Below are 3,711 nucleotides of genomic sequence, written 5' to 3'. Positions count from 1 at the left end.
GCTCATCTAACCACCAAACAACTCTTCAATTTCCTCTTTAACAAACGGATAATCATTTACATCGGTCAGTACATGAATCTGGTCCGAATATTTTATATGGAAATCATCCGTTGGAATGATGTACTTTCCATTTCTTATTACTGATACCACAATTGCATTTTTCGGGAATGGGATGTCCTTGATTTTAAAATTAATGTAGTTGCAGTCAAGGGGAACAAGATATTCTGATAAGACATGCTTTGAGGGTTTCTTAACAAATTCCCTGTTTTTATTCAAGAGCAATCTATCATATAATGACTCATAAATCGGTTCGTTTCCTAAAAGTGTAGGCACCACATATGCTATCAATGATACGATAATCATCGCAACCAATGACTCGGTTGAACCGCACATTTCAGCTATCAGGACAACGCCTGTGATTGGAGACCTTACGGTTGCGGCAAAGAATCCTGCCATTGAAATGACTACGAATTAGGAACTACGGCGGAACCGAATACCGCTCCAATGTATGCTCCCAATACCAATATAGGCAAAAATATGCCTCCAGGTGCACCGGAAGAGAATGAAAACATTGAAAACAGGTATTTCAATACTAACAAAAGCATCAGCACTCCAAGTGACGGCATGGCAATGTCAAGGATGTCCATCATAAAGTGTCCTCCATCACTTATTTCAGGAATTGTTAAAGCGACAACCCCGGACACTAAAAATACCAATACAAACTTAAGCCATGAAGGAATCTTCAAATTCGCCACCATATCACTTGACCTAATCATCCCAACATTGTAAACATAACCTAAAAGGCCAATCAATATCCCCAGAATGATTAATAGCCAGTAAGATTCTAGAGGGATGTTGTGAATTGGAAATGTCAATGCAGTAGACTGGCCAAAAATGACTTTTGATATGAAGTCTGATACAATAGCTGATACAAGTGCAATGAAAACCAAAGTCTTGTCGAATCCGTGATTGATTTCTTCAAAAACAAAGATAACACCTGCCAATGGCGCATTGAATGCTGCTGTAATACCTACAGCAGAGCCTACAAGAATCAACCTCAGCTCATCGGTTTTGGATCCCTTGAAAAGTTTTGCAATACCTTTTCCTGCCATACCCCCGATTTGAACTGACGGACCTTCAGGACCTAAGGACAAACCGCCAAGAGCAGTCAAGACTCCGGAAACGATTTTAGAAAAAAGAACTTTTGCCCAATTTGCCTCCATGTGTCCCTTTACCTCCGCATAGACTTGAGGTATGCCGCTTCCAGCAGAATCAACTTCCCATTTAGTCAGCCAATCAACTAAAAGTCCCATGACGGCAAGGGCGATGAAAAATAAAATAGTGTAAATTAAATTACCATTAATCACATTTAAATACTCTCTTAAAACATGTTCTGAACCATAAAGTAAAAAACGGTAAAGGCATACCATCAACCCTGCAAATATACCGACCATAATACCCTGAACAGTTAAACGGAAGATATATCTTGGATTTTCAACAACAGATTTCAATGTTTTCTCAAGAGCTCTCATCATTTAATAATTATTATTTTAATTCATATAAATTATTTTCAAAATCAAGAATATTCTTTCTGAATTATGTGCAGATTTCTTCCAATGAAATCTGACCTGTGCATTCACAACTTAAAAAAATAATATTTAATATATTGATTAATTAAAAAAAAAAATAAAAAAAAGCTATAAAATAAATTATAGCTCTATTCATCCATAATAACAGCAGGTTTAATTAAGTCACGTGGTTTGTCCCTCATGATTATCATTGCTTCGTAAATGTCATCGAAGTTAGTAAATCTGTGAGTGATTAATTTACTTGAGTCAAATCTACCGTATTCAACTAATTTTACGAGTTGTTCCATTCTAGCACGTCCACCAGGACATACTCCACCACGGATTGTTTTGTCTGCAAGACCTGCTCCCCATGCAAGTGCAGGCAATGGGACTTCTGCTACACCGTCGTAATGGTTTACGTTACCTAAAACACCGCCGACTTTTAAGACTTCTAATGCTTCACCAACAGTGTTTGCGCCACCACCGGCGACAACAACTTTGTCCACACCTTTGCCGTCAGTCAAGTCCATGATTTGCTGTACGGTGTCACCGTCATGATAATCAACAATGTCTGATGCTCCGTATTCTTTTGCGACTTTAACTGATACGGGTCTGCTTCCTACAGCAAGAATTCTTGATGCACCCATGAAGTGTGCTCCTGCTACACCCATAAGTCCTACAGGACCTATACCGAATACTGCTACAGTGTCACCCGGCTTGATTTCAGCAAGTTCTGCTCCATAGAAACCGGTTGTCATCATGTCAGAAATCATTACAGCTTGGTCAAGTGAAACGTTGTCAGGCAAGTGTGCCATGTTACCGTCAGCTTGGTTTACATTGAAACGTTCAGCAAATACCCCATCCTTAAATGTGATGAAGCTCATTCCTGTACCCATTCCGTAACAGTGTTGACCGAATCCGCTTTGTCCTGGAACAGTAAGCCAGTCAGGAGTAATTGCAGGTACGATTACACGATCTCCAGGTTTGAAGTCTTTTACATGGCTTCCGACTTCTTCAACAACACCAGTAGCTTCGTGACCTAAAATACGATTTGGAGCATCACTCATGTATGCGTTTCCCCAGACGATGTGCACATCTGAAGTACATGGTGCAAGTGCAATTGGTTTTACGATTGCATCATATGGTCCACATTCTGGCTCATCTTTTTCAACCCAGTCCATTACATCTTGATCGATTCTTGCAAGTCCTCTCATTTTTTTATCTCCCAAAAATTTTTTAAAAGGCGTATCAATTTCAAAACTAACTTAAAATAATACTGCCTGTAATTTATATTATACTATTAGAAATATATAAATTTTATTTTTTAATAAAAAATATTCAAAAAAATTATATAAAATAATAATTTTTTTATATTTTATTTAATATTTATTCAATTTATTTGCAACAATAAATGGCAAATAAAGAATATAATAATTAATACAAAAAAAATGAATCAAATAATGAAAATTAAATAATTTTCAATATATTTCTTATCAAAAATTATAAAATATCCTATAATAAATTAAAAATATATACAAAAATACAGTAAAATATATACTTTAATACTAAAAAAGACCAAACTATTAATTAATTGATAACAAACAAACTGACAAAAAAAGGGAATGACAATGATAGATATAGCATTTATACTTAATCAAATCGACAATGTCATGTACTTTCCTATATTGATTATCGTCATGGCAATAGCAGGATTGTATTTCACTATCAAAACAAGAGGGGTGCAGATTAGACTCTTTGGCGAATCTATGAAAATCCTTCTGGAACCGCCTGGTGAAGAGGGTGCCGTATCTTCCCTGCAGGCGATGCTGGTATCAACCGCTTCACGGGTAGGGACAGGAAATATTATCGGTGTATCTACAGCAATCTGTCTCGGTGGTCCGGGATCCGTTTTCTGGATGTGGGTGATGTGTATTATAGGCGCATCCTCAGCATTCATTGAAAGTACACTGGCACAGGTCTTTAAGCAAAGAGACCATACAGGCCATGCCTATGGTGGTCCTGCATATTATATCGAAGAGGGCCTGAACAATAAAAAATTGGCCGTTCTATTCTGTATTTTTCTGATTATGACCTATGCAATCGGATTCAATATGCTCTGCTCATTTAACCTCCAGTCCACATT

General features: G+C 37.2%; 4 protein-coding genes. 1 reads left to right on the top strand and 3 read right to left on the bottom strand.

Annotation, left to right across the window (positions count from 1 at the left end; genetic code table 11):
- Positions 1-6 precede the first annotated feature (6 nt).
- From QZU81_RS10650 to QZU81_RS10640, 3 genes are all read right to left on the bottom strand, one after another.
- Positions 7-456: a TrkA C-terminal domain-containing protein gene (locus QZU81_RS10650; protein WP_295591736.1), complete on the bottom strand. Its 450-nt coding sequence runs from the start codon at positions 454-456 to the stop codon at positions 7-9.
- A gap of 8 nt (positions 457-464) precedes the next feature.
- Positions 465-1,535: a chloride channel protein gene (locus QZU81_RS10645; protein WP_295591734.1), complete on the bottom strand. Its 1,071-nt coding sequence runs from the start codon at positions 1,533-1,535 to the stop codon at positions 465-467.
- Positions 1,536-1,717: 182 nt separating this feature from the next.
- On the bottom strand, positions 1,718-2,782 hold the full coding sequence (locus QZU81_RS10640; RefSeq protein ID WP_292824675.1) for an NAD(P)-dependent alcohol dehydrogenase: 1,065 nt from the start codon (positions 2,780-2,782) through the stop codon (positions 1,718-1,720).
- 414 nt (positions 2,783-3,196) lie between these two features.
- Between QZU81_RS10640 and QZU81_RS10635 the strand changes: the two genes are divergently transcribed.
- The coding region (locus tag QZU81_RS10635) for an alanine:cation symporter family protein (protein ID WP_295591732.1) at positions 3,197-3,711 on the top strand (515 nt) is incomplete at its 3' end.

The organism is uncultured Methanobrevibacter sp., from assembly GCF_902770715.1.
GTDB lineage: Archaea > Methanobacteriota > Methanobacteria > Methanobacteriales > Methanobacteriaceae > Methanocatella.
Note: the sequence above shows the minus strand (reverse complement) of the source record. Positions and strands in the feature narration are given on the sequence as shown.